Origin of the sequence: Vibrio sp. bablab_jr001 (assembly GCF_016464285.1) — a bacterium.
GTDB lineage: Bacteria > Pseudomonadota > Gammaproteobacteria > Enterobacterales > Vibrionaceae > Vibrio > Vibrio fluvialis.
Window position 1 is genome coordinate 37,915 of sequence record NZ_JACDWZ010000092.1, and the last position, 25,748, is coordinate 63,662.

Below are 25,748 nucleotides of genomic sequence, written 5' to 3' on the forward strand. Positions count from 1 at the left end.
GGTAAAACAAGATAAAGTCGATTTCGTCTTTTCATTGACAGATCTAATCTATACCCATAGTTAATGAAAGGAATTAGATCATGAAAAAAATTGCCTTAATTGTCAGTTTGTTATGGTTGCCGAATGTATTGTTTACCTGGGAGCCGGACGCGAACTTCTTCTACTGGCGTCATCAGCTCACACTACTGACTGGCGCGATCGGCTTTGCCTATATGGCCGTGTCGATGGTGCTGGCGATGCGTTTACCAAAAGTGGAAGAGTACGTAAACGGGCTTGATAAGGGCTACGCGATCCACAAGCAGATGGGGATCGGTGCGTTAGTTGCGCTGGTGTCACACTGGGTGATCATTGAATCCCCTAAATGGTTGGTCAGCCTTGGATTACTGGACCCGCCTCAACGCCGTGCCCGTTTGGGGCTGGCTGCCGACGGCATCAACTGGATGCACTGGGGAAAAATGGTCGGTGAGTACACCTTTTATGTCTTCGTCGCTTTCGTTGCCATCAGCCTGATTCAGGCGATCAGCTACCGCAAATTCCGTTTCACGCACAAGCTTGCTGGCGCGATTTTCCTTGCTGGTGCATTCCACTCCGTAACCGTTCTGGACTATCAACTGAGTGCGTCAGCGCTGAACATCATCGTTTGGATTTGCGCTGTGATCGGTTCACTGTGCGCAGTGCTCTCTCTCAGCGGACAAATTGGTCGTCGTCGTAAAGTCACAGGTCAAGTGACCATGGTGAAACAGGTAACGGACGAAAGCAGCAACTATCGCGTGCTGCACATCGGCATCACACTGGATGAACCGCTCAATTACAAAGCGGGTCAGTTTGCGTATCTGGATTTTCATGATGGCGAAGCGCCTCACCCGTTTTCCGTGTTGAAGTATGACCCATTTACTCAACAAGCTGACTTTGCGATCAAGGATCTCGGTGATTACACCCACCAACTGTTTAATCAATTGAACGAGGGGCGTCAGGTGACATTGGAAGGTGGTTACGGCCGTTTCCAAATTCCATCGGACGCTCAGCAAGTGTGGATTGGTGCCGGAATCGGGATTGTGCCTTTTGTCGCCTGGTTACAGCACCTGACACAACTGCCGCATTCATCTGGTCGTCATATTGAACTGTTTTACTGCCGTGATAACGACAAACAGCAATATTTCGTCAAGCTGCTGGAACTGTTCGTCAGCAAACTGCCTAATGTCAATCTGCATGTTTTCACGGCCAGCCATAACGAATTTTTGTGTGCAGAGCGGGTGGCTGAACGCCTCAATCTCGCGGAGGCCAGTGTCAGCTTCTGTGGTCCGGTCGGATTTGGATCAAGCCTGAAAAATCATCTGATTAACATGGGGTTATCGCAACAGAACTTCCATTCCGAACGTTTTGCCATGCGCTGAATCCGAGTGTAAGCCAACCTTGCGCAAACGTTTGCTTTTCTGGGTAATTCCAGTATGATTGCCGCTGTTTTTACTAAGGTTATTCCCAGTATTCCACTGATTCTGGGAATCGATGCATAACTATAAGGATTTTCGCTCTATGTTGGGGACTGCTACTCGAGACAGTGCTAAACGTGTACTGTTACTTGGCTCTGGTGAACTCGGTAAAGAAGTGGCGATTGAATGTCAGCGCCTCGGTCTGGAAGTTATTGCCTGTGACCGCTACGCAAATGCACCTGCCATGCAGGTTGCGCATCGCAGCCATGTATTCGATATGCTGGATGCCAAAGCACTGCAACAGGTAATTGATCTAGAAAAACCGCACTATGTCGTGCCGGAAATTGAAGCGATTGCGACCAGCAAACTGGTGGAGCTGGAAGCTCAGGGACTAAATGTGGTACCCACCGCCAACGCTACCCGTCTGACCATGAACCGTGAAGGCATTCGTCGTCTCGCGTCAGAAGAGCTCTCACTCCCAACTTCCCCTTATCGGTTTGCTGATAACTACCAAGATTTTGTCGCAGCGGTCGAGTTCGTCGGCATTCCTTGCGTATGTAAACCGGTTATGAGCTCTTCGGGCAAAGGTCAGAGCGTCATCAAAACCGAACAGGATATTGAAAAAGCATGGCAGTACGCGCAAGAAGGTGGCCGCACTGGCGCTGGTCGTGTGATTGTCGAAGGCTTTATCGATTTTGACTACGAAATTACGCTACTTACCGTTCGTGCAGTGGATGGCGTACACTTCTGCGCTCCAATCGGTCACCGTCAGGAAGATGGTGATTACCGCGAATCATGGCAGCCACAAGTGATGTCTGAAAATGCACTTAAAGCTGCAGAATACGTGGCCGAACAAATCGTCAACGCGCTCGGCGGCTATGGTCTGTTTGGTGTTGAGTTGTTTATTAAAGGCGATCAAGTCATCTTCAACGAAGTCTCTCCTCGCCCACACGACACGGGTATGGTGACGCTGATTTCTCAGGACGTCTCTGAATTTGCTCTGCACGTACGAGCATTTACTGGCTTACCCATCGGCGAAATCACGCAGTATGGTCCTTCTGCCTCCGCCGCAATTCTGGGCCAGGGTACGTCAACGGATATTCAATTCTCAGGTTTAGACGATGCACTGAGCGTTCCGCACTCGCAAATCCGCCTGTTCGGTAAACCTGAAATCAACGGCCGCCGTCGTCTTGGTGTCGCGCTGTCACGCGGAAAAACCACGACGGAAGCAACGGATCGCGCGATTGAATGCGCCAAGGCCGTTAAGATTCACTACTGATTGAATCTTACCAAGATACAAAAAGCGCGCCGTTGAGCGCGCTTTTTTTAATCGTTAACCAGTTGGCTCACCGTATCGGCGACGTTTTGCGCGCCATGACGAATCTCGTCAATCAGGGCCTGGGTCGATTGCAATTGCTGATTGCACTCAATCACTTTGCGCTGAATTTCCGACATGGTTTGTTCAGAAACCTGAGTCAATTCGCTGTTACGTTTAACGATGTTGCCAATTTCATCTGTCGCGTGAGAGGTATTCGCCGCCAGTTTACGCACTTCATCAGCCACGACCGCAAAACCACGCCCATATTCGCCGGCTCTCGCGGCTTCAATCGCCGCATTCAGCGCCAGCAGATTGGTTTGGTCGGCAATGGTTGAAATCGTAGTCACAATCTGTGCGATTTGCTGCGACTGCGCGGTCAGTTTCTCCATCAGAGACGACGCCTGATCCACCGAGCTGTCTATCTGATTTGCCACATCAGCTGCGAGATCGAGTGTTTTTGCTCCATCGTTCGCGATATCCAGCGTGTCCAACGAGGTACGCTGCGCCACCTTGGACGCTTGTTGAATCGCCTGCAAATGGTGAATTCGCGCGGTAATCTCGCTGGCAAATTTCACGACGCGAACAACTTTGCCATTTTGATCTCTGATTGGATTATAGGTTGCTTCTAGCCAGATAACGTCGCCATTACGATTGCGGCGTTCAAATAACCCCGACTTGAATTCACCGCGGGCCAATGACGGCCAAAAATCAGCATGGCTCCGTAAAAACTCCTCGCTGCAAAACATACGGTGATGTTGCCCCTGAATCTCGCGCAGCTTATAGCCCACGCAACGACAGAAATTGTCATTGGCGTTAATGATTTGCCCTTGTGGTGTGAACTCAATGTACGCCAGTGAGGTTTTCAGGGCTTCAAAAATGGCTGCTTGACTGTCGAGCTGTAGCTTCTCTTCCGTGACATCACTGGCCACTTTCACAACTTTGGATACTTTACCCAGCTCATCGACAACCGGAACGTATGTGGCTTCGATCCAAATGTCACGACCATCTTTGCACACTCGACGAAACGTCCCATGTTGTGGTTTACCCTGTGCAAGATCGCGCCAGAAGTTCTGATATGAGGTGGATGACGTCAACTGTTTATCGCAAAACATGCGATGATGCTGGCCCTGCACTTCTTCGAGCGTATAACCCATTGCGCTGAGAAATTGCTCATTTGCGGTCAGAATTCGGCCATCACTGGAAAATTCAATGTACGGCACATTATGTTTGATGGCATTGAGTACCATGCTGGCAGAGCGCATAGCCTCGAGTTGAGCGTTATTGTCTTGTTCTTGTTTACGGCGGCTAAAAAGAAACATACTAGGACCTCATGGTATTACTGGCCGGCTCGATAAAATCGGAAAGTTTGAGATAATGCGCAGCATTCTTGGCGTGCCGCTTATTTTTCAACCTAGCGAAAAGGTGCCGTATCGTACAGCAAATCGGCACCTTTGCAATCCCTGATTAGACCATTTACTCCATTGGCAACAGAATGGATCAGCTCTCAATCAACCACACTTCTTCTGCAAAGCGACTGAGCCCTTTTTGAGCTCGTTTGGGATGCTGTGCATTCGCTTCGTCGCGCACCAAGCGGCGAACCGAAAATCCGTGAAACAGACGCTGGATCTCCGCTTCTCCAACACTAAATGGAGGACCACTTAACTCTTGCTGATCGTAATCAAGTGTCACCAGAAGAATGCGGGCACCTGGGTTAAGCAACTGCTTCAAGCGCTCCACATAATCAGCCCGCATCTCTTCAGGCAATGCAATCAGTGCCGCACGATCGTACACAATATCGACGGTCTGCAGTGGCGCGGTAAAATAATCCCCGGTGTAAATTGACAGCTCATCAAACTGATACAGCTCATGCAAGCTGTTGATCTGCGTCACTGTAGGAGTATAGAAGTGTTCAGCAAAAAAGGCGCGCACGGCAATCGGGCTGAGCTCAACTCCCTGAACATCATTGTGTTTCTCTGCTAACCAAACAAGATCTTCGCTTTTGCCACACAGCGGCACAAATACTCTGTCTTCGCGTTTTGGCTGAGTTGCGTGCCAGTGGTCAGTCAATAATGTATTCACATCGGTCAGGTGGAAACCAATCTGGTTGGAGGCCCATTTGGCATGCCAAAATTCTGGATCTTTCATTGTTCATCTCTGAAGTCATGTGAGCGCGCTAGGGTACCGAATTCTGCTTAAAATCGGTAGCCAGTTTTTATCACTCGGTCAGAGTTTTGTGAAATACACACTTGGTTACACTCGCAAAAGGAACTGTTTATCCTGCTAACAGTCTGAATAGTCGAGCATTGTAATGTGATGGAATACACACTCTGCACATTTGATGTTGGGATGCGATTGAGTTTTACGATTTCAACCCAACCTCTTTATTGAAGAGATTTCTTTGTTTGCACTCTGTTATGGGCCTTCTGATTGCCACTTTTGACCTAACAACGCAAGCTAAGGAGAGTGAATGAGCCTATTCCTACGAACAACGGCACTGATGCTTCTGGTTCTGAGCCGAGCACCTGCTTTTGCGGCTGCTCTGCCATTAGACACGTCACCAAGAGAAGATCGGGGCGAGTCACAAAATCAAGTCAGTTCAAAGCTTTTCAAACACAGCCTCAGCGGCCTTTACGGCATTCAAACCACGCAAAATAGCGTTCTCCAGCCTTATCAGGATTTTGATGTACTCTACAGTAAAGCCCACCAAGCGCAGTGCGAACTGGAAACACTGTGTAAAAGTACGGCCCTGCTAACGTCCACCCAAGCCTATTTTGCCGGCGTTAAATCACAGCATCGCGCGGCAGAAAAAATTGAACTGGATCTTAACGGTCAGCCAGAGCGTATTACCGACCTGGCCCGCGCGACTATCATTGCCAACGACGTCCCGAGTCTGGTTGATGCCTATGAGGCGCTGAGCCGCGAAGCGACCGTTCTTAAGGTGAAAAACCGCTTCAAATCTCCCGCAGACTCAGGCTATCGTGATCTGAACGTACTGGTCCAACTGCCTAAAACAGGCATCATCGCAGAAGTGCAGTTTCACCTTAAAGCGATTGCCGATGTGAAAAGCGGCCCGGAACATGATCTTTATGAGCAGATTCAGAAGATTGAGCGCAACGCAGGACGCGAACAGCGAGCACTCAATGATTGGGAAGTCGCGAAGATTAAGCAGATTCGTCGCGAGTCGCAAAACCTTTACCAGCAGGCTTGGCAGCCTTACATCACCACACACATCCAGGCAGCATAAGCCAAATATGAAAAGACCACGCGAAAGCGTGGTCTAATGCTCGGTCTTTTTACGACTTTTTAATGTTCTCGACTCGGGCTTTTAGTTTTTGCCCTGGGCGGAACGTTACGACACGTCGAGCGGTGATAGGAATATCTTCACCCGTTTTTGGATTTCGACCCGGACGCTCGTTTTTGTCTCGCAGATCAAAATTACCAAAACCGGAGAGTTTTACCTGTTCGCCACCTTCGAGTGCTTTACGAATTTCTTCAAAAAACACTTCAACCGTTTCCTTGGCATCCCGTTTACTAAACCCTAGTTTTTCAAACAGGTTCTCAGCCAAATCGGCCTTTGTGAGCGCCATAAAACTTCCCTCAAAGCTATGTTAAACCTTGCTGCGCAGTGACAGCACCAAAGCAATTTTTGCTTAGCCAATCAACGACATATCGGCTTTACCTGAAAAGTGTATGCCAAGCTTATGATTTTCGCCAACTTTTTTATTGAGACTAAACAAAGTCTAACGGTAAAAAGAGGCGCATATCCCGCGCTTAGAAGCAAAATTTGTCTTCATATTGAAAGAAAAACTACTGATATTTTAGTTACTTATGCCACTTTCTTTAAAATACTCAGAGGTTCTCTCTAATTACAGCGTAGGAAAAATTTTTCGTTACGCCAAAAAAATTTTTTAAATTTATCTGTAAATCAGGCGGTTGCTCAGGACACATGCCAAACTTGTCGCTTCATAGCAAAATTGCAGGCGTAAAAAAAGCAGGCTCTCAAGCCTGCTTTTTCGCACTCAATAACAACGATCAGTCGCGCAGTGTTGCGCCAAATTTCGCTGATACGTGAGCAACAATCGCTTCAACCGCACCGGCGATATCGGCATCTTCCAGCGTGCGTTCTGCGGATTGCAGAGTCAGGGCAATTGCCAGGCTCTTCTTACCATCTTCAACGCCTTTGCCAACGTAAACGTCGAACAGTTTAGCGTCTTTCAGGAACTCGCCGCCCTGCTCCAGACACGCGTTAACGATGTCACCAGACGCCACTGCGTCGTCCACTACAACCGCGATATCACGACGGTTTGAAGGGAACTTAGACAGTGCGACAGCTTCAGGAATCACTTTGGTATTGATTGCCGACCATTCGATTTCAAACACTATAGTACGACCGTTCAGACCAAATTTACGTTCAAGCTCAGGGTGAACCGTACCGATCACACCGATCTCTTTGCCGTCCAGAACAATCGCTGCTGACTGGCCAGGGTGTAGCGCTGGATGTTTTGCCGCCGCGAAGCTGTACGCTTTGCCGTTGGCCGTCAGTTCCAGAATCGCTTCGACATCACCTTTCAGGTCGAAGAAATCCACCGTTGCTGTTTCCAGGTTCCAGTGCTCTTCACCGCGAGTACCAGAAATCACACCCGCCAGGATTGGCTCTTGACGCATGCCGTTTTCAGCCGCTTGATCCGGAATGAAACGCAGACCTTGTTCGAACAGACGAACACGTGGTTGCTGACGTTTTTGGTTATGAACCACAGTGTTCAGCAGACCTTGAATCAGGCTCAAACGCATAGCAGACATATCTGCAGAGATTGGGTTTGGCAGAATCAAAGGCTCAACATCTGGCACGATCAGTTTTTGCTGCTCTGGCTCAACGAAGCTGTATGTGATCGCTTCGTGGTAACCACGGTCAACCAGCAGATCACGAACGCGTTTCAGAGGCAGGTTCGCTTCTTTGTGCAGGTTCATGTTCAGCGCAGCCGCTGGCGCCTGGTTTGGAATGTTGTCGTAACCGTAGATACGGCCCACTTCTTCCACCAGATCCTGCTCGATTGCGATGTCAAAACGCCAGGTTGGCGCTGTCGCTGTCCAGCCTTCCGCAGTGGTTTCAACGGTCATACCCAGACGTTGCAGGATTTCAACCACGTCCGCATCCGCGATGTGGTGACCCAGCAGGTTGTCCAGTTTAGTGCGGCGCAAAGCCACGGTGTTCGGTTTTGGCAGATCGGCATCAGATTCAGCCGCAACCACTGGCGCAACTTCACCACCACAGATGTCGATCAGAAGCTGAGTTGCACGTTCCATCGCAGCAAATTGCAGTGCGTAGTCCACACCACGTTCAAAACGCATTGAAGAATCGGTGTGCAGACCGTAGCTGCGTGCGCGGCCACGGATATGATCCGGAGCGAAGAATGCACATTCTAGCAGCACATCTTTGGTTTCAGTGCTCACGCCCGAGTGCTCGCCACCAAAGATACCCGCAATCGCCAGCGCTTTGTTGTGGTCTGCAATGATCAGTGTGTCGGCGTTCAGTTCTGCTTCGCTGCCATCCAACAGGGTCAATTTCTCGCCCTGCTCTGCCAGGCGCACCACAATACCACCGTCGATCTTCGCCAGATCAAACGCGTGCATTGGTTGGCCTTGTTCCAGCATCACATAGTTCGTGATGTCGACAACCGGGTCGATAGAACGAATACCACAGCGACGCAGCTTCTCTTGCATCCAAAGTGGAGTTTGTGCCTGAACGTTCACGTTCTTAACAATACGACCCAAGTAGCGAGGACACGCCGCTGGCGCTTTGACTTCAATAGAAAGGGTGGCATCGATTGCCGGTGCAACTGGTGCAACCGAAGGCTCAGCCACATCGGCACGGTTAAGTACGCCCACTTCACGAGCCATACCACGCAGGCTGAAACAGTCCGCGCGGTTTGACGTCAGGTCTACATCAATAGTGACGTCATCCAGAGCCAGGAATTCACGGAAATCCGTACCGATAACGGCATCTTCCGCCAGCTCCATGATGCCGCTTGATTCGACATCAATACCCAGTTCAGAGAATGAACACAGCATGCCGTGAGAAGGCTGGCCACGTAGCTTCGCTTTCTTGATTTTGAAATCGCCTGGCAAAACAGCGCCAACCGTCGCAACCGCGACTTTCAGGCCCTGACGGCAGTTTGGCGCGCCACACACGATATCGAGCAGTTCTTCTTCGCCCACATCCACTTTTGTCACACGCAGTTTGTCTGCATCTGGGTGCTGACCACATTCCACAACGTGACCCACTTTAACGCCAGTAAAAGTACCCGCTACAGGAAGGACATCGTCAACTTCCAAGCCGGCCATAGTAATTTGGTGAGTAAGCTCGCCAGTGGTAACCGCTGGGTTAACCCACTCACGAAGCCAAGATTCGCTGAATTTCATTGTGATTAAACCTCTGGATTACTTGAACTGTTTTAGGAAACGAAGATCGTTTTCGAAGAACGCACGCAGGTCGTTCACACCGTAACGAAGCATGGTAAGACGCTCTACGCCCATACCGAATGCGAAACCAGAGTATTTTTCAGGGTCGATACCAACACTGCGCAGCACATTTGGATGCACCATACCGCAGCCCAGTACTTCCAGCCATTTACCATTCTTACCTTTCACGTCCACTTCGGCTGAAGGCTCAGTGAATGGGAAGTAAGACGGACGGAAACGCACTTCCAGATCTTCTTCAAAGAAGTTGCACAGGAAGTCGTGCAGAATGCCTTTCAGCTGCGCAAAGTTCACGTTTTCGTCAACCAGCATGCCTTCCACCTGATGGAACATTGGCGTGTGCGTTTGGTCGTAGTCGTTACGATAAACACGGCCAGGAGCGATGAAACGCAGCGGTGGCTGGTTCTCTTCCATGGTACGAATCTGTACGCCAGACGTGTGAGTACGCAGCATCAACTTTGGATTAAAGAAGAAGGTATCGTGGTCAGTACGCGCTGGGTGATCATCTGCGATGTTCAGAGCATCGAAGTTATGGAAATCGTCTTCGATTTCAGGACCAGACTCAACGGTAAAGCCCAGTTCACCAAAGAAGCTTTCAATACGCTCGATTGTGCGGGTTACTGGGTGCAGACCACCGTTCTCGATACGACGACCAGGCAGGGTCACGTCGATAGTTTCTGCCGCCAGCTTCGCTTCCAGCTCTGCACGTTGCAGGCTATCTTTGCGCGCAGCAATGGCTTTTTGAACCGTTTCTTTTGCGACGTTAATTTCCTGACCAGCGGTACGGCGCTCTTCTGGTGGAAGCTTGCCCAGGCTTTGTAGTTGAGCGGTCAGCTCACCTTTTTTGCCCAGGTACTGAACACGCACGTCATCCAGTGCGACTAACGACTCTGCAGCGTTGATGGCTGCGGTCGCGTTAGCAATAATCTCTTGTAGATGTTGCATCGTTTCCTCGTCTGCTGATGAGCAGTTTCCTTAAGGAGCCCGAAAGGGTTACCTTGGTGCCCTTTTGGGGGCCGATAAGGCTGACCGTAAGGGATTCTTGGGGTTTTTCAAATAGCTGTACATAGTAACTAAAGCTGCTGTCAAAGCCAAATTGAAATCGGCCTGAATCACACTTTCAGCACGAGGAAAATGCGCTTTCGTTTAATTGTTAAACAGCCAGATTTATTGCTGAGAACTATTTTCATTGGTCATCACTTTTGGTTATGCCTGTTAGTGCAAATTTTGATTTCTGTTTATACTTATCACCACGTATGGTAAAGACTCATTCTCAACCATTTATCGAGGTCGACATGCAACCCCACATCCTGCCCATCAGCGCGGAATATGACCAAACCATCTGCGATATCATTAAAAAAGTGGGCGCCGAATTTGGCGCAATTGGTGACGGCTTTGGCCCGTCGGACGCCGAAGTACTGGCGATGAGCAAGCATTACCTACCACAAGATCGCAGTGGTTATTGGCTGGCGACATTGAATGGCAAAGTCGTCGGTGGCGGTGGCATCGCACCATTCAATGGCAGCGATTCAGTGTGTGAGCTGAAGAAGCTGTTTCTGCTGCCTGAAAGTCGCGGATACGGCCTCGGCAAAGCGCTGGCGCAACAGTGTCTCGCCTTTGCCAAGCAACAAGGTTTTGCTCAGTGTTACCTCGATACGCTGTCCAACATGAGCACTGCGGTGCGCTTGTATGAAAACCTGGGCTTTGAACATTTACCTGCCCCCATGCCGGGTACCGAGCACAACGGCTGTGATGTGTGGATGCTCAAACAGCTCTGAGGAATCGATGAACAATTACAAACTGCTGCCTGCGCTCATGGCGCTGCTCGAAACCCGTAACCTGACGGATGCCGCGCGCAGGCTGAACGTGACTCAGCCCGCAATGAGTAAAGCACTGCGCCTGATACGCGAAGAGTTCCAGGATCCCATTTTGATCCGCGATAGTCAGCAGTTTACCCTGACACAACGTGGCGAGCAGTTGAAAGAACGTCTGCCAGCATTGTTGTTTCAACTTGACCAACTCTACCTACCTCCGCAGGCAAACATTCAGCACTGCGAACGGTCATTTCGTCTTGCTTTCAATAGCTTTGTCTCAATGGATATTCTGCCTGCGCTCTGCTCAGAACTGTATGAGAAGGCACCTCAGGCAGGTATTCAGACCTCGTTGTGGCAGAACGCATCCCTGAGTGAATTGGGAGAAGCCGACGTCGATCTGCTGGGCACACTGGCCGTGACCGTACCGGAAAACCTGTATGGAAAAAAACTCGCCAGTGATCACTACGTGATCTGCTGCTGTGAGCAAAACGATATCGCGATTAAGGGGGTTTCACTGGAGCATTACTTTGCGGCCAGGCACATTCTGGTCAGCGGATTACATGAAGAGAGCCGCCAGGTGGATAATCTGTTCCGCCAGCACAAAAAACAAAGGCGCGTTTTCGCCACCTTGCCGTCGCTGCGTCTGGCATTGGAAACGGTGATTGGTACGGAATGTCTGGTGACGGTACCGCTGCATATCGCGGCACAATACGCCAAACATTACCCGCTAGCGGTACTAAGCGCGCCATTTGAGCTCGCAACCCATAATTACTACCTGCTGTGGCATGCCAAATTTCAGAATGACGATGAGCATCGCTGGTTTCGCGAACTCTGCTTTACTCATCTGCAACGGGATTTTCAGGCTAAGTTGGCGTTAGGTTCCGCGCTGATTTCCTCATCAAATTGAGCGATACAAACGCGGTTTTTGCCTGCTTTTTTGGCGCGATAAACCGCAGTGTCGGCCAGTTTGATCAGCTCATGGTGGTCATTCATAAAGCCGTGAGATTCCGCGACCCCCACACTGATACTACCGCGCCAAGGTTCCATGCCTGTCGGGACTAACAGATTATTGACCTGCTGACGGGTGAGCTCTGCAATGTGCAACCCACCTTCCAAATCTGTATTGGGACAAATCACCAGAAATTCGTCACCGCCGAGGCGGCACACCAAATCGTCGCTGCGAAACGCATGTTGTAGCGTATGCGCCAGTTCCACCAGCACTCTATCGCCCGCATCATGCCCGCAACTGTCGTTAACTTGCTTGAAATAGTCTGCATCGATCATGATGCATACCAATGGTGCCCCTAACTGCATTGACTCTTTCCAATATGCTTCAAGCTGACACAAAGCTTTACGCCGGTTTGGTAAGGCGGTCAGGCTATCGGTCATCGATAATGCTTCCAGCTTCTGATTGGCCTTCATTAACTGTTGGGTACGTTCATGAACTTTCTCTTCCAGCGACTGATTAAGCTTGACCAGTTCACGGTTACGCTCAGAGACTTGTTCAAACAAACCATTCAGCGCATTCAGTAATGGTTCTGTAGCACTGTCGCGTTCGCGCTCCTCGCGCTCATAGGCCTGCTGAGGAGACAGACCGTTTTCAATCGCTTTGACCTGACGGGCCATATTCTGATCAATGCCGAGAATATGGTATGCAAGCCAATGGATCAGGAATTCCAGTAATTGCACCGCCGGTCTGTCATCAGTATCACTGAGAAAAGCTTGCATGCTGAAAATTTCCGCCATGAATGTACGATGGACTTTGATGTGTTCGCTCAAGTGCGCTTCTGCGATACCCGCATTGCGCATCAGTTGCTCTTCTTCCTTGAAATGAAATTCCGCATAGCGTGACAATTCAAACAGCGCCAAGCGCACATCCTGCAATGACATGCTGTTTTCTGCCAGCAGCTCACCGTACTTGTTGATAAACCCCACCAAATACTGGTGCTGCTCATCAACATCGTCGATGCCCGTTTCAAAATAGCGATCCCATAGGAATGATTTCATATCGAGAAAAGTCCACGCTGAATATTCTGATGTTATATGTGCATAAACCACAATAAATACATGGACTATGACATACACAAGATCAATAGGTTGTGAACCAAAGCAGAGTTTATCAAGCTCAACCTGACGCATTGGCAGCCAGATATTGTGAGAATAGAAAGAAAATCAGCCAATTTTTCTTGCAAAACATGAAGATACATCAGCATCACAATTAGAGATCTTTATTCCAAAAAAATACAGTAACTAGACCAAAGTATAAGGACAGGAATCGAGTACCCCATCGTTCAAACTGACGATTTGGTAAACACTGCTAAACTGTCTTTATTATTCAGTGAGTAAGTAAGGATGCCATCATGACCCGCTTATTGTGTTGCCTGTTGTGGCTTTTCAGTTTTAACGCCGCTTCATATGAGGCAGAAAAAGTCATGAGTGGTTTACTCGTTCCCTGGGGAATGGCATTTGTTTCTGCCACTCAACTGCTCGTCACGGAGCGCAACGGCGACATCGTGCTGGTCGACTTGGGCACACAGTCTAAAAAGTCCGTATTGAAAGTCGATTCTGTTTCGGCAAACGGGCAAGGCGGTCTGCTCGATATCGCGCTCTCCCCTATCGACCCTACCGTATTTTACTTTACCTACAGTAAGAGAAATGGCGCAGAAACAGATACCACGCTTGCCATGGCTCACTGGGATGGAAAAGTCGTCACCAAATGGCAAGATCTGCTGGTCACCGTGTCGAACTCCAACACCACCCGTCACTTTGGCAGCCGAATAGCATTTGATGCGACGCATCTTTATTTCACTGTCGGCGATCGCGGAATACGACCAAACGGGCAGAATCTCCAAACCCACGCCGGCAGCGTGTTGCGTTTAAATCTCGACGGCACGACTCCAGACGATAACCCGTTTGCGGGAAGAGCCAACGCACAGGCGCAAATCTGGAGTTTTGGCCACCGCAACCCACAAGGGTTGTTCTACGACACGCCAACCAAAACATTGTGGGAAATCGAACATGGCCCGCGAGGCGGAGATGAAATTAACCTGATTCGAAAAGGGGCCAACTACGGCTGGCCAAATACATCTTATGGCAAGGAGTATTGGGGCCCCGTGTCCGTTGGCGATAGTGAAGAGGCGGATGGGATAGAATCGCCAAGGAAAGTCTACATTCCCTCAATTGCACCAAGCGGGTTGTTGCTCTATCGAGGCAAGCGTTATCCCGAGCTCAACGGTAAGTTACTGACTGGTGCACTCAAACTCACGCACATTAATGTGATTACCTTAGATGATAATCAGAGCGCCAGTGATGAAACCCGCTTACTGGAGTCCTTGGGAGAACGCATTCGCGATATTCGCCGTTCACCCGATGACTGGATCTACTTCTCCACCGACAGCGGCAATATTTATCGCCTAAAGCCGTAAGGTTGCCGTGAGTAGAAAACCCTATGACAAACGTCAGATGACAAATTTTTGGTAGCAAAAAGCCCGACCATTTCTGATCGGGCTTCTTTTATTTGGAGCGACGCGACCAGCTTGGGCACGAGGTTCGCCCTCTTCGCATGTGCCAGATAGCAAAAAACCCGACCATATTTGATCGGGTTTTTCTTGTTTGGAGCGACACACGAGGTTCGAACTCGTGACCTCAACCTTGGCAAGGTTGCGCTCTACCAACTGAGCTAGTGTCGCATGTTCTACGCAGAGTAGATATATGGTGCCCCGGGCCGGACTTGAACCGGCACGACTCGAAAGTCGAGGGATTTTAAATCCCTTGTGTCTACCGATTTCACCACCAGGGCACGCTAATTTGTTGCGATGGTTTTACCATCTAAGCATCGATATCGGATACTTGAATTTTTAGTAACACGACCAACTCTGGCCACATCACTTTAATTTGGAGCGACACACGAGGTTCGAACTCGTGACCTCAACCTTGGCAAGGTTGCGCTCTACCAACTGAGCTAGTGTCGCAAATGGAGGCGCGTCCCGGAGTCGAACCGAGGTCCACGGATTTGCAATCCGCTGCATGGCCACTCTGCCAACGCGCCTCTGACACTCATTTGGACTGCACTAACTGCGCATTCCTCTTGAGTACGGGATGCATTCTACGGAATCGGCAAAATGAGTCAACACAATTTTTTTGATTTTAAATCGTTTGTCTATTTTACATTCAAAAAGCTTTGCTTTGGTCAATTTAGTCGCAAAAAAGCTCATGTTTTCCGCAAGATAACTAAAGTCAGACAGCGAGTTTACCATTCCTGCTCCGTCTCACTTTATCACTCTGTCGACCAACATAAAAAAACGGGCTGTCGCCCGTTTCTTCATTGATGTTCTTCGCTGAGTAAGTCGTCTTTCGCCGCCGCCAGATATTGCACCATCGACCAGTAAGTCAGGATCGTCGCAACATAAATCGAAGCGTAGCCAAGCCAAATCATCCAATCATCGTAGCGCCAAATCAGCACCCACAGAGCGAACATCTGCGTCAGCGTTTTTACTTTGCCAATCCAGGACACGGCCACACTGGCTCGTTTACCAATTTCGGCCATCCACTCACGCAGCGCTGAGATAATAATTTCGCGCGCAATCATGGTCACCGCCGGAATGGTAATCCAGATGTTGTGGTAGTACTCGGTGATCAGAATCAGCGCGGTGGCAACCAGCACTTTATCTGCAACCGGATCGATAAACGCACCAAAACGCGATGTTTGACCAAGCTTGCGAGCTAACATCCCATCCAGCCAGTCAGTAAAGCCAGCTACCCAGAACACCATCGCTGCTGCGAACGGAGCCCAGTTGTATGGTAGATAGAAACATACGACAAAGACCGGAATCAGGAAAAGTCGTAGTAAAGACAGAATATTGGGAATGTTAAAACGCATATTTTTAGGCTCTTATCGACTGCGCGTTTATGGTGCGGTATTTTTCTTATTGTTTCAATGTTTGATAAATGATTTCTGCCAAAGAATGACTGATGCCCGGCACTTTGGCGATTTCTTCTACAGTCGCCCGCTTGAGTTCTTGCAAACCACCCATGTATTTGAGTAACGCCTGACGACGTTTTGGCCCGACCCCTTCAATACCTTCCAACGCGCTGGTACGACGCGTTTTACCGCGTTTTGCTCGGTGGCCAGCAATCGCATGGTTATGACTTTCATCACGAATATGCTGAATCAGGTGCAGTGCAGGCGCATCACTTGGCAAATGGAACTCATCTCCGTCAGTGGTGATCAGTGTTTCCAGACCAGGCTTACGTGTCACCCCTTTGGCAATACCAATTAATCGTGGGCGTTTTGGCCAATCCTGCCAACATTGTGTCATGATTTCATGGGCACGATTGAGCTGACCTTTACCGCCATCGATGAAGATAATGTCCGGAATTTTGTCGACATCAAGCTGTTTACCGTAACGTCTTTCCAACACCTGCCCCATCGCTGCATAGTCATCACCACCAGTAATCCCCGTAATGTTATAACGGCGATATTCTTGTTTGACCGGGCCTTCTTGATTAAACACCACACAGGATGCGATCGTACTCTCACCCATGGTGTGCGAAATATCGAAACACTCCATACGCAGGATGTTTTCAATACTCAACTCATCCTGCAACGCTTTGAAACGTTGGTTGATGGTCATCTTATGATTAATCTTAGTTGTGATGGCAGTCAAAGCGTTGGTATTCGACAGTTTGAGATAACGTCCGCGCGTACCCGTCGGATTGACATGGAAGGTGACTTTTCTGCCTGCCAGCTGAGCCAGCGCATCCTGCATCGGTTTCGCATCCACCAGCAAACCTTCATTCAAAATAATGCGGCTTGGAATCGTGCGCGCTTCATTGTGGCTGAGGTAATACTGACTGAGGAAACTCTCGAACACTTCCTCCTGAGAAGTGTTTTGCGGAATTTTAGGAAAATGGCTGCGACTGCCGAGCACTTTGCCCTGACGAATCATCAGGATGTGGATACAAGCGATGCCCTTTTCCTGCGCGAAACCTAACACATCCATGTCGTCCATGCTGTCTTCAGAAACGAACTGCTGCTCCTGAACGCGGCGAATGGCCTGAATCTGATCACGGAATTTCGCCGCATCTTCAAATCGCAGCGTCATACTGGCTTTTTCCATCTTTTCGATGAGAATTTCCAGCACTTGCTTATCTTTGCCCTGTAAGAACAGGCGCACATAATTCACCAACTCAGCGTAATCGTCATCGGAAATGATGGTACTGACGCAAGGGCCTGCACAGCGACCAATCTGATACATCAGGCACGGACGAGTCCGGTTACTGTATACCGTATCTTCACATTGACGAACCGGAAAAATTTTCTGAATCAGATGCAGCGTTTCACGCACCGCCCCGGAGTCCGGATACGGGCCAAAATATTCGCCTTTGCGTTTCTTCGCCCCTCGATGCATAGACAATCTTGGATGGCGATGTCCACTGATGAAAATGTACGGATAGGATTTGTCATCACGCAGCAGCACGTTGTATTTCGGCAAATACTGCTTGATGTAGTTGTGCTCAAGGATCAGCGCTTCAGTTTCGGTGTGCGTCACCGTCACATCGATCTTATCAATGTGACTGACCAAAGCGCGTGTCTTCTCGCTGTCTATCTTCTTACGAAAATAACTGGAGAGGCGCTTCTTGAGATCTTTGGCTTTACCGACATAAATAACCTCAGCCTCGGTATTGTACATGCGGTACACACCGGGCTGATTGGTTACTGTTTTCAGAAAGGAGATTGAATCAAACGAGGACACTATAACTTCTCAGTGTCGAGCATCCCGTGTCGAATCGCCAGATGCGTCAGTTCCACATCACCACTGATGTCTAGCTTAGCAAACAGTCGATAACGGTAACTATTGACCGTTTTAGGACTCAAATTCAATTGCTCTGAAATATCGGTTACTTTCTGTCCTTTGGTGATCATCAGCATGATCTGGAGCTCACGCTCGGACAAGTCAGCAAATGGATTTTCTGAGGCTGGTGAAAATTGGCTTAACGCCATTTGCTGGGCAATTTCCGGAGAAATATAGCGTTGACCGCTGTGCACGACGCGAATGGCGTTCACCATTTCATCTGGCGCGGCACCTTTGGTCAAATAGCCTGCCGCTCCGGCCTGCATAACTTTGGTCGGGAACGGGTTCTCTGTATGAACGGTTAACACGATGATTTTCACGTCAGGATTGAAACGAAGAATCTTCTTCGTCGCTTCCAGGCCACCAATGCCCGGCATGTTCATATCCATCAGTACGACGTCAGCATGATGGTTGCGACACCATTTTACTGCTTCTTCACCGCTATCAGCTTCCCCTGCTACGTTCATTCCACGGACGTCTTCAATAATACGTCGTATCCCTGTGCGAACCAGCTCGTGATCATCTACAAGGAAAACACTTATCAAACTTGTATCTCCACACTTATTTATTGGCTCTGCACCCACCGAGGTAGTGGATAGCAGCATGGCTGCCTAGTCTAACTAAAATTCAGAATAATTTCTTATCCTGAATATGTGCTCAAACGGAAACTTTAGCAAGCACTTATTTTCGCTTGCTGTCACGCATTGAGAATCGATTAATAAATCAACAGGTTAAGAATTATATCAAACCCTTTTCGAGTGGTTTATCGCAAGCAGCCATTATTTTGAACGGGATCAGATACTGAATAGAAATTATATTAATTTCAATGAATTGGTAAAATTCACCAGTGAATAATAAGCGAGCAACATGACTAATAATCATGCATGTACAACAGATATTCCCCGCTTTAATCAACGGAGTTTCAGAATTTTGATATAGTCTGCGCTCAGCACAACAGTGTGTTTTAAATATCAGTAACGGATCGGCGATTTGAGTATTCAGCAAGGCTTTTTATTAACCAGACAAGCTCGGGATATCCAGGGGCAGACACAGATTGAACTCTGGTTAGCCACGGATGAAGGCCCGGCGCAGCTGATCGTTCGCGGCGAGCACCCCGTGTTCTTTATTCTTCAGCAGGATATCGAAGCCGCGCAATCCATCGCCAAGCAACATCAGTTGAACGTTGACATTCGCCCGCTAGAGCTAAAGTCTTTCGATCAGGAACCGCTGGCGGCCTGTTACTGCACGCTGATTCAACATGCACAAGCATTGGCTGGCCATTTGGAACAAGCGCAACTGCTGACGCTGGAAGCGGATATTCGTCTCGCTGATCGCTACCTGATGGAGCGTTTTGTCAAAGGCAGCGTCGAATTTACTGGTCAGGTCACCACTCACACGGACTATCGTCAGGTGCGTCAAGCTAAATGCCGTCAGGGGGATTATCTGCCGTCACTGAAAGTGGTATCGCTGGATCTCGAGTGTTCGGAAAAAGGCATTCTCTATTCCATCGGCTTAGACAGCCCGATGGACAGCCGCGTGATCATGATTGGCGATCCGCAGCAAGCCGACACCCCAATGCAATGGGTGGAAGATGAGTATGCGCTGCTCAATGCTATGGTTGACTGGTTTGAACGTTTCGATCCCGATGTCATTATCGGTTGGAACGTCATCGATTTTGACTTCCGCCTGCTGCACAAACGCGCTGAATGGCACAAGATGAAGCTCATGCTCGGGCGAGGAAAACAACCAAGTTTTTTCCGCAGTGCCAGTCAGACTCAACAGGGATTCATCACCATTCCAGGTCGTGTGGTGCTCGACGGCATCGATACGCTCAAAACGGCAACCTACCATTTCCGCTCCTGGTCGCTGGAGTCTGTGTCTCGTGAACTATTGGGCGAAGGTAAAGAGATTCACAACGTGCATGACCGGATGGACGAAATCAACCGCATGTACCGTCACGACAAACCGTCGCTGGCGAAATACAACCTGCAGGACTGTGTGCTGGTAAATAAGATTTTCACTCACACGCATCTGTTGGATTTCGCCATTCAACGTTCGCGCCTGACTGGCGTTGAACTCGATCGCGTCGGAGGCTCGGTGGCGGCTTTCACGAACCTTTACCTGCCGCAGCTGCATCGCGCAGGTTACATCGCGCCGAATCTGCATTCGGAAGATTGGCTCGCCAGCCCCGGTGGCTATGTGATGGATTCCGTTCCCGGTTTGTATGATTCCGTACTGGTTCTCGATTTCAAAAGCCTGTATCCATCGATTATCCGCTCATTTCTGATTGACCCAATGGGGTTGATTGAAGGTTTGCAGATCCCGATTGGCAACGCGCCTGACCAAGCGGTCCCGGGTTTTCGTGGCGGTCAGTTCCACCGCAGCAGACATTTCTTGCCGCAGATGATCGAAACCTTATGGGCGGCGCGCGATGTAGCGAAGAAGAACAATGAGAAAGCCTTTTCTCAGGCGATCAAAATCATCATGAACTCGTTTTATGGCGTGCTCGGTTCATCGGGGTGCCGCTTCTTTGATACCCGTTTGGCTTCGAGTATTACCATGCGCGGGCATGAGATCATGAAACAAACCAAACAACTGATTGAAGCGCAGGGCTATCAAGTCATATACGGCGATACCGACTCGACGTTTGTTTCGCTCGGACGCGAACATTCCCAGCAAGATGCTGACATGATCGGGCGTGCGCTGGTTCAGCATATCAACCAATGGTGGACCGATCATCTCCATCAGCAATACGCGCTGACCTCCATTCTGGAGCTTGAGTACGAGACCCACTATCGCAAGTTTCTGATGCCGACCATTCGCGGCGCGGAAACTGGTTCGAAAAAGCGCTACGCAGGTTTGATCGGAGAAGGCGACAAAGAGCGCATGGTGTTCAAAGGATTGGAAAGCGCCCGGACAGACTGGACACCACTCGCGCAACGTTTTCAGCATCAGTTGTACTGGATGATTTTCCACGGCGAGAATCCGGACGACTACATTCGTACCACGGTGGAAGCCACGCTGACTGGGGAATACGATAGCGAGTTGGTGTATCAGAAGCGCCTGCGCCGCAAACTGCACGAATACCAGAAAAATGTACCACCGCAGGTGCGAGCGGCACGCATGGCGGACGATATCAATGCCCGTCTTGGCCGTCCGCTGCAATACCAGAACCGCGGCCTAATTGAGTACTGTATTACCGTCAACGGCCCAGAGCCGAAAGAGTACATGAAAAGCCCGATCGATTATCAGCACTATATCGATAAACAGCTTAAACCGGTCGCCGATGCGATTTTGCCGTTCATTGGCCGACAGTTTGAACAGATCAGCGCCCCTCAGCTCGGCTTGTTCTGACTGGATTTCACCGGACTGGCGTTGATGAAATCAATAAAACGCTCGGCAGGCAATGACTTGGCGTAGTACCACCCCTGAATAGAGAGTACGCCGTTGGCCTTAATCGCATCCAACTGCTGCTTGGTTTCCACCCCTTCAACGATAACCGCCAGATCGAGTGCATGCGCGACCGACTGCAAACTGGCAAACACCTTGCGCCCTTTGGGATTGTCTAAAGCCAGCACAAATGAACGGTCAATCTTGATGGTGTCAATGTCGAAGCGGTTAAGATAGCTCAATGACGAATAGCCGGTTCCGAAATCGTCGATATGGATTTTCACCCCGAGCTGATGCAGTTGGTTAAACGCCATCATCAGCGACTGCTCGTCCGCCAGCAGTGACGCCTCGGTGATCTCGATATCGATTTGACCGCTCAGAGGCTCGATGAGTGAAGCGATGGTTTCCATACACGCCTCATCCATCAAGGTTTCCGGCGTAATATTGATGCTCACTGGCACCATCACGCCTAGACGATTCCAACGTTCTATGTCTCTTGCTGCCCGGCGAAACACCCACAGGTCCATCTCTTTCATCAGCCCCGCCTTTTCTAGCCAGGGTAAAAAGGCGCCGGGATACTGCATCTGGCCACTTTCATCCATCGCACGAATCAGCGCTTCGCAGCCCGTCACCCGCCCGGATATTGGCTCTACCTGCGGCTGGTATTCCAGGCAGAACTCTTTGCTACTGATACCCAGCAGTTGCTGTTCGACGGTTTCCAGTTCACGCTCCTTTTGCTGCGCCATCAAAATCGGATCATCCTTAAGAACCTGCGCCTCTTCCTGACGACGCATATACGTGGTGTTGAGTGAAGAGATTTTGATTTCGCTCGCGCTGTAAATCTGGTTCATGCGCCGCACGGCCGGAAAATAAATTGCGCAGCCCACCAGCACATTGAACAACTGGAGCAGCACCGCATTCCAGTCACCATCAGTAGCAACCCAGGCATTAAACAAAATGGGACTGTTAAACGGCACGGAGACACTCGGCGCAGTCACCCAACCCATCTGCACGGCTCCGAGTCCCAGCAATACATTGACCAATGGAGTGAGGACAAATGGCAGCAGCAGACGCGGGTTGTAAATGATCGGCAGGCCAAACAGCAGAATCTCATTCACGTTGATCAGAGCAATCGGTACGCTCGCCATTGCAATCAGACGCAAGGTGCGCTGTTTAGCAAACAGCAGCAACGCCAACACTAGTGACAGTGTCGAACCACTACCGCCAATAAACACAAACGACCCCATAAACGACAGGTTCATCGGATAAGGTGCAATCCCGCCTGCCATCATAGTGGAGTAGCTGAGATTGCTCGCTTCCTGCAACATGTCGACCATCGGCAACAAGGCGTAATAACCATGGATGCCGAAAAACCACAGTAGAGAATTGAGCGAAGCGAACGTCAGCCCGAAGACATAAGGATCATTGGCATAATCCATCAGCATCAGCTTGTCCAACGAGATATCCGATACCGCCGTAAGGAACAGACTGTTAAACGCCATGACCACGAATGCCACCACAATGGCAGGAATCACCATATTCAGTGATTCACGGACAATCGAACCAGCGCTGTCGGATGACGTCATTTTCAAGACTTTGATTGCCATCAGTTTCGCCATCAACGGGGTGATATAGAGCGGAGTAATAATAGCCAGAATAATATGGAAGGTGATCAGGGTGGTGCCAGAATGGGTCATGGCGGACGCCATCACCAGATAAACGATCGCCAGCAACGCCATCGGCGGGCGAGGTAAACGCCACTGCATCGCCAGTACATAAGCAATCGTCGCCGTCATTAAGTAAGGGAAAAAGTCCGCAACTACTTGGTTGGTTTGGTAGAGAACTTCAACCCAAGTCGGTCGATTACCTAGCAACAACTCGCCCATACTGGCGAGCAAAAGCGCAAACGAAGAGAGCATTAAACACGGAATGAGCCACACCATGCTTTCCCGAATGGCATGCATTGAGCTGAGCACGTAACGAGAGCTGGTATCCAGCACCCGCTCCCACCGAATCGTAAAGTGCTTTGACAATGCAGGCATGGCGCAATTCCGTTTGCAGAGATACTACTAACCTTAGCACATCTATTGATAAGTCTATTAAATAACTACACTTTCTCGTGATTTTGTGGATAAAGTCGAGCGTCAATCAGCCAATACGAAATTCGGTTTTTTCGTACTGTTTCACCAGCCATGGGCCAAAGCTGTCGAGCAGCCCAATCACCGACCGTTTAGGAATCACGCGCCCGCTGAGCAGGATAGCCAGCCGATCAATATCGAGTTGTTTTTCAGGGTGGTAACGTAAAAATTGGGCGCCGCATTCCAGTGGATCTTCCAGCCACTGTTTATCGCGATACATGATCAACGAATAACTGGCTCGCAGCAGTTTTTTCGCAATGGTCTTTTGCGCCGCGCTCTGCTCGGCGGCACTGCCCGCTTTGGCAATTTTGTCACGATAGAAGGTCAGCCAGTCGCCGACATCCTGATTCCAGTGCTTGGCGATTTCCCAGCTCGGTTCATAATGGCCAAAACACTCAGCCAGATCGTCGCCATACACACACACGCAGCAGTGACGCAGCATAAATCCCCATGAAAAAATGCTGTCGAGCGTCGCAACGTCACTCACCAATGCCGTTTTGACCGAGACATCAGTAATCAGCGGAAAACTTTTTTGAAAGCGCCAGCGGATAGTATTGAGCAACGTCGCCTTCGTGTCCTCAAAAGGCTGCTTGGTTACTACCACCACATCCAGATTTGACTCACCCGGTTTGGCGGTTTTGCGCGCCACACTGCCGTACAGATAAATGCTGTGCAGGCGCTCGCCAAGCCCGGCGCGCAGAAATTTCACCAAATCCGCAACGGCGGGCTGGTATTCTGGCTGAAAAGGCTGTTTAGGATCGATAACCGGCAGTGTCATAGTTGAAGGCAGTTTCCGTGGGTATGGGTTGGCGTTATGTTCGCCCAAGGCTACCGTTGAATCAATACCTTGCCGAATCCGTTGCTGAAGAAATACACATTGGAGTCACGAACATAGGGTTAAGTCGCATCTCAGATATTCCTTTTCCCCCACTGCTTTAGTTATAATGCGCCGAATTTAAGAACCAAGGAACTTATTCCATGCCAAAGGCAAGTGAACTGAAAAAAGGTTTTGCGATCGTTTCTAACGGCAAAACGCTACTGATCAAAGATATCGAAGTGACCACTCCGGGTGGCCGCGGCGGCTCAAAAATCTACAAACTGCGTTGTACTGACCTGACAACAGGTGCACGCGTTGATGAGCGCTACAAGTCTGACGATTTCCTAGATACCGTAGACATGAACAAACGCAACATCTCGTTCTCTTACGTAGACGGTGATGAGTACATCTTCATGGATAACGAAGACTACTCACAATTCGTATTCAAGAAAGACGACATCGAAGACGAACTACTGTTCATCACTGAAGAAATTCAGGGCATGCAGATCGTTCTGGTTGACGGCAAAGCGGTTGCTATTGAACTACCATCTTCAGTTGAAATGGTTATCGAAGAAACTGACCCATCAATTAAAGGCGCTTCAGCGTCTGCGCGTTCTAAACCAGCTCGTTTCGCAACTGGCCTTGTTGTTCAGGTTCCTGAATACATCGCAACTGGCGAACGCGTAATCGTGAACACGGCTGAACGCAAATTCATGAGCCGAGCGTAATTGCATGTCTGATTTAATTTCTTACGACGACGCAATCGAAGCCGCATACGATATTTTCCTCGAAATGGCACCCGACAACCTGGAGCCGGCAGACGTGATTCTGTTCACCGCGCAATTTGATGACCGCGGCGCAGCAGAAATCGTTGAAGTTGGTGATGACTGGGATGAACAGGTTGGTTTCGAAGTCGATAAGGAAGTGTTCACGGAAGTACGTATCGGCCTTGTCAATGAAGAGAACGATGTACTGGATGACGTGTTCGCACGAATGCTGATCAGCCGCGATCCGGATCAGAAAGCTTGCCATATGATGTGGAAGCGCGATTAATCAGCTTCAAAAACGCCAGCCTTTCGCTGGCGTTTTCATTTTCGGTAGGTCACTGAACCAAGGCTATTACACCAACTGGTACGTAATCACATACAACTCTTCGATGCCCGGATAAATATCGCTGATCACGTGTTTCAGTTCATCCAGCGTCATGTTCTCTTGATCAGCGTGATATTCCGTCAACGCCGAGAACTGAACCGGTTCCACACTCTCAATATGCAGGCGGCAGAACCAGCGCCCCTCTTCCAACGTACTGACATCCACAACCGTACCCGGCTGATAATCTTTTTCGCTGGCGTCACGAATCGTGATCACTTTCTTGCCCGCCAGAATGTCGCTCTCAAATCGGGCGAAAAACGTCATGGTAGTAGGAGCTGTCATAACAAACCTTTTTTATTCAAATCAATCACACACTGTGGCCGCCACAGCGTTGCCCCCTGAATTTGCACAGGAGCAA

21 protein-coding genes and 4 tRNA genes are annotated in these 25,748 nt (G+C 49.5%); 9 read left to right on the forward strand and 16 right to left on the reverse strand.

Annotated features, from left to right (window positions below):
* Positions 1–80: 80 nt before the first annotated feature.
* Together JIG40_RS13880 and purT are read left to right on the forward strand one after the other, a co-directional pair.
* On the forward strand, positions 81–1,394 hold the full coding sequence (locus JIG40_RS13880; RefSeq protein ID WP_199465528.1) for a ferric reductase-like transmembrane domain-containing protein: 1,314 nt from the start codon (positions 81–83) through the stop codon (positions 1,392–1,394).
* 139 nt (positions 1,395–1,533) lie between these two features.
* Positions 1,534–2,709, forward strand: a complete 1,176-nt coding sequence (gene purT, locus JIG40_RS13885) for a formate-dependent phosphoribosylglycinamide formyltransferase (protein ID WP_199465529.1) — start codon at positions 1,534–1,536, stop codon at positions 2,707–2,709.
* A 47-nt stretch (positions 2,710–2,756) separates the two neighbouring features.
* On the opposite strand, the gene JIG40_RS13890 is transcribed toward purT, so the two are convergent.
* Together JIG40_RS13890 and JIG40_RS13895 are read right to left on the reverse strand one after the other, a co-directional pair.
* Positions 2,757–4,010: a PAS domain-containing methyl-accepting chemotaxis protein gene (locus tag JIG40_RS13890; protein WP_199465729.1), complete on the reverse strand. Its 1,254-nt coding sequence runs from the start codon at positions 4,008–4,010 to the stop codon at positions 2,757–2,759.
* 235 nt (positions 4,011–4,245) lie between these two features.
* The gene (locus JIG40_RS13895; RefSeq protein WP_020431438.1) at positions 4,246–4,893 is read right to left on the reverse strand and encodes a thiopurine S-methyltransferase; all 648 of its coding nucleotides are present in this window, start codon (positions 4,891–4,893) and stop codon (positions 4,246–4,248) included.
* Positions 4,894–5,215: 322 nt separating this feature from the next.
* On the opposite strand from JIG40_RS13895, the gene JIG40_RS13900 reads away from it, so the two are divergent.
* Entirely contained in the window at positions 5,216–5,992 is a 777-nt protein-coding gene (locus tag JIG40_RS13900) for a phosphoribosylglycinamide formyltransferase (protein WP_199465530.1), read from the forward strand.
* A 49-nt stretch (positions 5,993–6,041) separates the two neighbouring features.
* On the opposite strand, the gene ihfA is transcribed toward JIG40_RS13900, so the two are convergent.
* The 3 genes from ihfA to pheS form a co-directional block, all read right to left on the reverse strand.
* Entirely contained in the window at positions 6,042–6,335 is a 294-nt protein-coding gene (ihfA, locus tag JIG40_RS13905) for an integration host factor subunit alpha (protein ID WP_004726208.1), read from the reverse strand.
* Between the two features lie 445 nt (positions 6,336–6,780).
* Complete coding sequence (gene pheT, locus JIG40_RS13910) at positions 6,781–9,168, reverse strand: phenylalanine--tRNA ligase subunit beta (protein ID WP_061056594.1); 2,388 nt, start codon at positions 9,166–9,168, stop codon at positions 6,781–6,783.
* Positions 9,169–9,186: 18 nt separating this feature from the next.
* Positions 9,187–10,170 (reverse strand): phenylalanine--tRNA ligase subunit alpha, encoded by a 984-nt coding sequence (gene pheS / locus JIG40_RS13915; protein ID WP_024374222.1) that lies wholly within the window; start codon positions 10,168–10,170, stop codon positions 9,187–9,189.
* A 350-nt stretch (positions 10,171–10,520) separates the two neighbouring features.
* On the opposite strand from pheS, the gene JIG40_RS13920 reads away from it, so the two are divergent.
* The gene (locus tag JIG40_RS13920; protein ID WP_199465531.1) at positions 10,521–11,003 is read left to right on the forward strand and encodes a GNAT family N-acetyltransferase; all 483 of its coding nucleotides are present in this window, start codon (positions 10,521–10,523) and stop codon (positions 11,001–11,003) included.
* A 7-nt stretch (positions 11,004–11,010) separates the two neighbouring features.
* Positions 11,011–11,946, forward strand: a complete 936-nt coding sequence (locus tag JIG40_RS13925; protein ID WP_199465532.1) for a LysR family transcriptional regulator — start codon at positions 11,011–11,013, stop codon at positions 11,944–11,946.
* Here JIG40_RS13925 and JIG40_RS13930 read toward each other — a convergent pair.
* Entirely contained in the window at positions 11,898–13,046 is a 1,149-nt protein-coding gene (locus tag JIG40_RS13930) for a GGDEF domain-containing protein (RefSeq protein WP_024374219.1), read from the reverse strand. The genes JIG40_RS13925 and JIG40_RS13930 overlap by 49 nt on opposite strands.
* Positions 13,047–13,399: 353 nt before the next feature.
* Between JIG40_RS13930 and JIG40_RS13935 the strand changes: the two genes are divergently transcribed.
* On the forward strand, positions 13,400–14,464 hold the full coding sequence (locus JIG40_RS13935) for a PQQ-dependent sugar dehydrogenase (RefSeq protein ID WP_229601580.1): 1,065 nt from the start codon (positions 13,400–13,402) through the stop codon (positions 14,462–14,464).
* Between the two features lie 188 nt (positions 14,465–14,652).
* Here the strand turns inward: JIG40_RS13935 and JIG40_RS13940 are convergent.
* From JIG40_RS13940 to uvrY, 7 genes are all read right to left on the reverse strand, one after another.
* Positions 14,653–14,728: transfer RNA gene (locus JIG40_RS13940), tRNA-Gly, on the reverse strand.
* Between the two features lie 23 nt (positions 14,729–14,751).
* Positions 14,752–14,838: transfer RNA gene (locus JIG40_RS13945), tRNA-Leu, on the reverse strand.
* Positions 14,839–14,934: 96 nt separating this feature from the next.
* A tRNA-Gly gene (locus tag JIG40_RS13950) sits at positions 14,935–15,010 on the reverse strand.
* A 3-nt stretch (positions 15,011–15,013) separates the two neighbouring features.
* Positions 15,014–15,087 (reverse strand) — tRNA-Cys (locus JIG40_RS13955).
* Between the two features lie 273 nt (positions 15,088–15,360).
* A complete protein-coding gene (gene pgsA, locus JIG40_RS13960; protein WP_020327606.1) occupies positions 15,361–15,918 on the reverse strand; it encodes a CDP-diacylglycerol--glycerol-3-phosphate 3-phosphatidyltransferase in 558 nt (185 codons plus the stop codon).
* 46 nt (positions 15,919–15,964) lie between these two features.
* Entirely contained in the window at positions 15,965–17,797 is a 1,833-nt protein-coding gene (gene uvrC, locus JIG40_RS13965) for an excinuclease ABC subunit UvrC (protein ID WP_061056596.1), read from the reverse strand.
* Positions 17,794–18,438: a UvrY/SirA/GacA family response regulator transcription factor gene (uvrY, locus tag JIG40_RS13970; RefSeq protein WP_024374216.1), complete on the reverse strand. Its 645-nt coding sequence runs from the start codon at positions 18,436–18,438 to the stop codon at positions 17,794–17,796. The genes uvrC and uvrY overlap by 4 nt, the downstream gene beginning before the upstream one ends.
* Before the next feature lie 445 nt (positions 18,439–18,883).
* Between uvrY and JIG40_RS13975 the strand changes: the two genes are divergently transcribed.
* Positions 18,884–21,247, forward strand: coding sequence for a DNA polymerase II (locus tag JIG40_RS13975; protein ID WP_100268325.1), 2,364 nt, complete (start codon positions 18,884–18,886; stop codon positions 21,245–21,247).
* Here the strand turns inward: JIG40_RS13975 and JIG40_RS13980 are convergent.
* Positions 21,229–23,325: an EAL domain-containing protein gene (locus tag JIG40_RS13980; RefSeq protein WP_100268324.1), complete on the reverse strand. Its 2,097-nt coding sequence runs from the start codon at positions 23,323–23,325 to the stop codon at positions 21,229–21,231. The two genes, JIG40_RS13975 and JIG40_RS13980, sit on opposite strands and share 19 nt — an antisense overlap.
* A 106-nt stretch (positions 23,326–23,431) precedes the next feature.
* A complete protein-coding gene (locus tag JIG40_RS13985; RefSeq protein WP_100268323.1) occupies positions 23,432–24,199 on the reverse strand; it encodes a nucleotidyltransferase domain-containing protein in 768 nt (255 codons plus the stop codon).
* 200 nt (positions 24,200–24,399) lie between these two features.
* Between JIG40_RS13985 and yeiP the strand changes: the two genes are divergently transcribed.
* Together yeiP and JIG40_RS13995 are read left to right on the forward strand one after the other, a co-directional pair.
* Positions 24,400–24,966 carry an elongation factor P-like protein YeiP gene (yeiP, locus tag JIG40_RS13990; RefSeq protein WP_020327612.1) on the forward strand — a complete coding sequence of 189 codons (567 nt, stop codon included), beginning with the start codon at positions 24,400–24,402 and terminating at the stop codon, positions 24,964–24,966.
* A 4-nt stretch (positions 24,967–24,970) separates the two neighbouring features.
* Complete coding sequence (locus JIG40_RS13995) at positions 24,971–25,291, forward strand: HI1450 family dsDNA-mimic protein (protein WP_020327614.1); 321 nt, start codon at positions 24,971–24,973, stop codon at positions 25,289–25,291.
* Positions 25,292–25,357: 66 nt separating this feature from the next.
* On the opposite strand, the gene yqfB is transcribed toward JIG40_RS13995, so the two are convergent.
* Positions 25,358–25,672, reverse strand: coding sequence for a N(4)-acetylcytidine aminohydrolase (gene yqfB / locus JIG40_RS14000; RefSeq protein WP_024374212.1), 315 nt, complete (start codon positions 25,670–25,672; stop codon positions 25,358–25,360).
* Positions 25,673–25,748: the final 76 nt, after the last annotated feature.

Coding starts and splice junctions, on each gene's coding strand:
- pheS (WP_024374222.1), bottom strand. CDS start 10,170: ATGCAACATCTACAAGAGATTATTGCTAACGCGACCGCAGCCATCAAC.
- JIG40_RS13985 (WP_100268323.1), bottom strand. CDS start 24,199: ATGACACTGCCGGTTATCGATCCTAAACAGCCTTTTCAGCCAGAATAC.
- JIG40_RS13890 (WP_199465729.1), bottom strand. CDS start 4,010: ATGCGCTCTGCCAGCATGGTACTCAATGCCATCAAACATAATGTGCCG.
- JIG40_RS13920 (WP_199465531.1), top strand. CDS start 10,521: ATGCAACCCCACATCCTGCCCATCAGCGCGGAATATGACCAAACCATC.
- JIG40_RS13930 (WP_024374219.1), bottom strand. CDS start 13,046: ATGAAATCATTCCTATGGGATCGCTATTTTGAAACGGGCATCGACGAT.
- yeiP (WP_020327612.1), top strand. CDS start 24,400: ATGCCAAAGGCAAGTGAACTGAAAAAAGGTTTTGCGATCGTTTCTAAC.
- pheT (WP_061056594.1), bottom strand. CDS start 9,168: ATGAAATTCAGCGAATCTTGGCTTCGTGAGTGGGTTAACCCAGCGGTT.
- JIG40_RS13880 (WP_199465528.1), top strand. CDS start 81: ATGAAAAAAATTGCCTTAATTGTCAGTTTGTTATGGTTGCCGAATGTA.
- pgsA (WP_020327606.1), bottom strand. CDS start 15,918: ATGCGTTTTAACATTCCCAATATTCTGTCTTTACTACGACTTTTCCTG.
- JIG40_RS13995 (WP_020327614.1), top strand. CDS start 24,971: ATGTCTGATTTAATTTCTTACGACGACGCAATCGAAGCCGCATACGAT.
- purT (WP_199465529.1), top strand. CDS start 1,534: ATGTTGGGGACTGCTACTCGAGACAGTGCTAAACGTGTACTGTTACTT.
- JIG40_RS13925 (WP_199465532.1), top strand. CDS start 11,011: ATGAACAATTACAAACTGCTGCCTGCGCTCATGGCGCTGCTCGAAACC.
- yqfB (WP_024374212.1), bottom strand. CDS start 25,672: ATGACAGCTCCTACTACCATGACGTTTTTCGCCCGATTTGAGAGCGAC.
- ihfA (WP_004726208.1), bottom strand. CDS start 6,335: ATGGCGCTCACAAAGGCCGATTTGGCTGAGAACCTGTTTGAAAAACTA.
- JIG40_RS13900 (WP_199465530.1), top strand. CDS start 5,216: ATGAGCCTATTCCTACGAACAACGGCACTGATGCTTCTGGTTCTGAGC.
- JIG40_RS13895 (WP_020431438.1), bottom strand. CDS start 4,893: ATGAAAGATCCAGAATTTTGGCATGCCAAATGGGCCTCCAACCAGATT.
- JIG40_RS13935 (WP_229601580.1), top strand. CDS start 13,400: ATGACCCGCTTATTGTGTTGCCTGTTGTGGCTTTTCAGTTTTAACGCC.
- JIG40_RS13980 (WP_100268324.1), bottom strand. CDS start 23,325: ATGCCTGCATTGTCAAAGCACTTTACGATTCGGTGGGAGCGGGTGCTG.